The 4,181-nt window shown below is 43.0% G+C and carries 3 protein-coding genes; 1 reads left to right on the top strand and 2 read right to left on the bottom strand.

The window, feature by feature from the left end; translation table 11 throughout:
• Positions 1-104: 104 nt before the first annotated feature.
• Both WAM07_RS16240 and WAM07_RS16235 read right to left on the bottom strand, forming a co-directional pair.
• Complete coding sequence (locus tag WAM07_RS16240; RefSeq protein ID WP_422168460.1) at positions 105-818, bottom strand: WecB/TagA/CpsF family glycosyltransferase; 714 nt, start codon at positions 816-818, stop codon at positions 105-107.
• Between the two features lie 16 nt (positions 819-834).
• Positions 835-2,112, bottom strand: a complete 1,278-nt coding sequence (locus WAM07_RS16235) for a nucleotide sugar dehydrogenase (protein WP_422168459.1) — start codon at positions 2,110-2,112, stop codon at positions 835-837.
• Between the two features lie 531 nt (positions 2,113-2,643).
• On the opposite strand from WAM07_RS16235, the gene WAM07_RS16230 reads away from it, so the two are divergent.
• On the top strand, positions 2,644-4,107 hold the full coding sequence (locus WAM07_RS16230; protein ID WP_422168458.1) for an O-antigen ligase family protein: 1,464 nt from the start codon (positions 2,644-2,646) through the stop codon (positions 4,105-4,107).
• Positions 4,108-4,181: the final 74 nt, after the last annotated feature.

The following is a 4,181-nucleotide window of genomic DNA, read 5'->3' as shown; positions in this document are numbered from 1 at the left end:
AGTCTTAAAGTATCGGGAGCTTTTCTTTAAGAACTTAAGGCTCAACCTAAAAAGAGTGCTGAATCGTTTTTAACGATCCAGCACTCTACCGTGCGCTTATGCTTTTATTTCCGCTCTTTCCAGACCTTATAGAGGAACGTCGGCAGTTTAATCTGACGCTTCAGCCTCCACGGTTCTGTGATTAAACGGTACAGCCATTCAATGCCGAATTTCTGGAAGAATCTTGGCGCTCGCTTCACCCGGCCGGAAATAACGTCGAACGAACCACCGACCCCCTGGAATATCCGTACATCCAGGTCCTTCATGTGATCCACAATCCAATATTCCTGCTTCGGACTTCCTAACGCTACAAAAAGAACATCCGGTTTCGCCTCGTTAATCGTCTGGATCACATGCTCCTGATCCTTCTCATAACCATCGAGAACGCCCGCCACTTTAAGGTTAGGGTACCTTTTCAGCAGACCGTCTTTCGCTTTTTCAGCTACACCTGGTTTCGCTCCATAAAGGAATACCGATTTATCATGAGTCGATGCCTGCTCGCACAAGGCAAGAAGCATATCAATGCCGGTCACGCGGCTTGAGATATCTCCCCGGTTGATCTTTGAAGCGAGCAGAACCCCGACTCCATCAGGAATCTGGTACGTAGCCTTATTTAATAGGTTCTTTAAATCGGGATCCTTTTGAGCCTGCAGAATCTTCTCTGGGTTAATGGCTACAATAAAGGATTGCCTTCTCTGTTCAATATCAGCTATGGTGTTTTGCTTGAGTTCCTCGTAAGAATAACTGCTTACGTCGACTCCTAAGAACTGTTCCTTCATGATTTCACCTGGACCCCTATCCGTTTTTTGAATCTCCCAGTCGTTTCGTGAGAAATCCTGCGTCTTTCCATTCGTCTAACGATAGTGCATTTTTCGTATCAAATACAAGTCTACTTCTCATTTTACCTTGTATGTGTGCAGGGTCAAGCTGTTTAAACTCATCGTGATCTGTAAGAATGACGACAATATCGGCTCCCTCTAGAGCTTCATCCATGCTCTGAGTCTGGTTGGAAGCGACATTTTCTTTAATATGCGGATCATAGGAGGAGAAGCTGATGCCTCTCTCTACAAGTTCCAGAATAACTTTCAAGGACGGACTTTCACGCTGGTCGTCGATATTCGCTTTGAAAGAAAGTCCAAACAGAGCCACTTTTGGATCCTGAATGTGCTGTTCTTTCAAGAACGATTCGATTTCTCCTGCCGTGTACACCGGCATATGATCATTGGTGTTACGGGACAGCTGAATGATTTTTGAAAGTTCGGGCTGGATTTCGGCCAGGAACCATGGATCTACGGCGATACAATGTCCGCCGACGCCTGGTCCAGGTGTATGAATATTTACCCGCGGGTGATAATTGGCGAGCTTAATGGCTTCCCATGAATTCACGCCGATTTGATCGCTGATTAAGGCCAGCTCATTCGCAAAAGCGATATTCACATCGCGGTACGTGTTTTCAATTACTTTGGCCATTTCCGCCGTTGTAGCATCCGTTAAATGGATATTTCCTTTTACAAAGGACAGGTATAAGTCCTTGGTCATTTCGGAAGACTTCTCATTGATTCCTCCGACAATGCGGTCATTATCCACCAGTTCCTGAAATACTTTACCTGGGATGACACGCTCAGGTGAATGGGAGACGAATAGCTCTTCTCCTATCGTAAGTCCCGTTTCTTCCAATACAGGAAGCATAACGTCTTCTACCGTTCTTGGCGGAACCGTTGATTCTAAAATGACAAGATTCCCTTCCTTTACAAACGGTACAATTGACTCAGTAGCTTTTTTTACGTAATCAAGATTTGCTGTTTTATCCTCGCGAATAGGAGAAGGAACTGCGATGACGAATACATCCGCTTCCGTCGGTTCGAGCGAGGCCGTGAATTTTCCGCTGTCTACCGCTTCTTCCAGCCGCTCCTGCAGACCATTTTCTTCTATATGAAGCTGTTTGGCATTCACCATTTCTACAGCTTTCCGATTTACATCGACACCATGAACCTGGTGGCCGTTAATCGCAAACATAACGGATGTAGGCAGGCCGATATAACCAAGCCCGACGACACAGAGTGACTTCTTCATAACTATACTCCCTTTCTCTATCTGAACCATTCCTATTAATATCGCCTTCTATGCGGTCGGTATTAATAGGAGGTTTTTTTCCAATTATCTATTAATTTCTTTTAAGAAATAAGGTGATTTAAAATTCAGGCTGCCTGCTAAATTAAATTATGTATGCCGTTCGGATCGTCATAAAAAAATCCCCGCAAGCGGGCACACTCTATACAGTTCGGTTATGTTCTTCCGTTTATGACGTTCGGGGAATGCTTTTCCTTTGCAGGGCATTTTTAAACATGATATATCCTGATAAAACCGTTAGATAAAAAGCAAGTTTCTCAACTTCTTATTGTACCTTATTTCTGCTTGGCAAGCTATTATGATCATTTCTTCACATGAATATATTATACGGCTTTGCGACCTTTGCATTCAACTTCTATTACATTCCTATCAATCTTGTAAACATCCATGTTGACGCATAGACAGTCGAATAGGAATGGTTTATACTTCAATATGTCATATCTTAGAATATTCCAAACATTGAGGTGTTCACCTTTGAGCAAAATTTTACATAAAGATTTCTACACGAAATTATTACTGTTATTCATTATTTTTCAACCTGTATTAGACATCCTTACGTTCTTATCCATTCGCTGGATGGACTCCAGTTTAACCATTGGTATTGTTGTGCGTGTGCTGTTCATGGTCCTTTCCTTATGGTTTATTCTGTTCGGCAATTCGAGCCGATATAAGAAACCGATCATTCTTTATTTAGCTGCCCTTGCCGCTGCTTTTGGATTTGGACTCGTGTACAATTACTTCGCCAAACCTATTTTTGATCCATTTACAGAACTGCAATTCGTAGCTAAGACTGCTTATTTCTCAATTATGCTTGGCTCTTATTTGCTGTTGTTCACAACCATTGAGAAAGTTTCCACCGTTCGCCTTAGAATTCTCAAGGCGATTTCAGCGGCCATGCTGATCGTTTCGATTTCTTTGCTAGTTGCGATCTTAACTGGAACTTCAACAGAAACCTACGAGTGGAATAAGTTTGGCTATAAAGGCTGGTTCTTTGCCGGAAATGAACTGGGATCCATTGTCTCGATCAGTTTTCCTCTTGTTTACCTTTATGCTTTGTATAAAATTGAAAGCTTTAAGAACTCTTACCTTTTTATACCCGTTCTGTTGCTCGCCATCGCCTCGATTCTGATTGGAACCAAGGTTCCTTACTTTGCCGTACTGATGGCAGCGGCGATTGTGTTCTTCAGTTACCTTATTTACTGGCTCATTCAATGGAAGAAGAAACAAAAAGAATCGTTGCTCACGCTGCGCCTCGTGCTTTCTTTCTGTTTCCTGCTTCTGTTTGCGGCTGTTTCCCCTTTTTCTCCCGCGTTCTCTAACGTAGCTGGAGATATCGGAGCGATTGAAGAAGAAACAGCAGAACAGGAAGGAAAGGATAAACCATCTGATACCGGGGATCAGGATCCGGGAGATAAAGAAAGTGAAGGCTCTTCAGAGAGCGATCAAGCTAAACAGGAAGAAGAGAAAGCAAAGCTAATGGATTCTCCGATTCTTGTAATCCTTTTAAGTGCCCGTAATCTTTATTTCGCCGAACTCTATCAGGATTATTCGAATGCGGACATCGTTCAGAAAACATTTGGCATGGGGTATGCCGGGAATTATACCGATATGGAAGACAGGAAATTAATCGAGATGGATTTCTTTGATCTATTCTTTTCTTACGGAATCTTAGGATTCACCTTAATCCTTCTGCCCTTCTTATTCATTGTCGGTCTGTTTATTAAACTGTTGTTCCAGGTCCCAGGCAGACTGCTCCATCCGGAAAACCTGCTGATTCTTTTATCAATCGGCTTTGGTACCGGTATCGCCTTTATTGCCGGCCATGTGCTCTATGCTCCGGCTGTCAGCATTTATCTGGCTGTGTCCATGTCGCTTCTCATCATCAATATGTTAAAAATGCAAAATGATCACCGGGAAGCGAAAAAACTCGCCTCCTGATTCAAATAGCTACAATCCCGCCGGACATCCACCTGCTTTACCAAGCAATGGATGTCCGGTTTTTAGATCATAAA

The organism is Halobacillus sp. (assembly GCF_049282395.1).
In the GTDB taxonomy this organism is placed as follows: Bacteria; Bacillota; Bacilli; order Bacillales; family Halobacillaceae; genus Halobacillus.
The sequence above is the reverse complement of the archived record's forward strand: the minus strand, read 5'-3'. Positions and strand labels throughout refer to the sequence as shown.

Excerpts from the sequence above, each read along its gene's own strand:
- WAM07_RS16235 (WP_422168459.1), bottom strand. The coding sequence starts at position 2,112 with ATGAAGAAGTCACTCTGTGTCGTCGGGCTTGGTTATATCGGCCTGCCT.
- WAM07_RS16240 (WP_422168460.1), bottom strand. The coding sequence starts at position 818 with ATGAAGGAACAGTTCTTAGGAGTCGACGTAAGCAGTTATTCTTACGAG.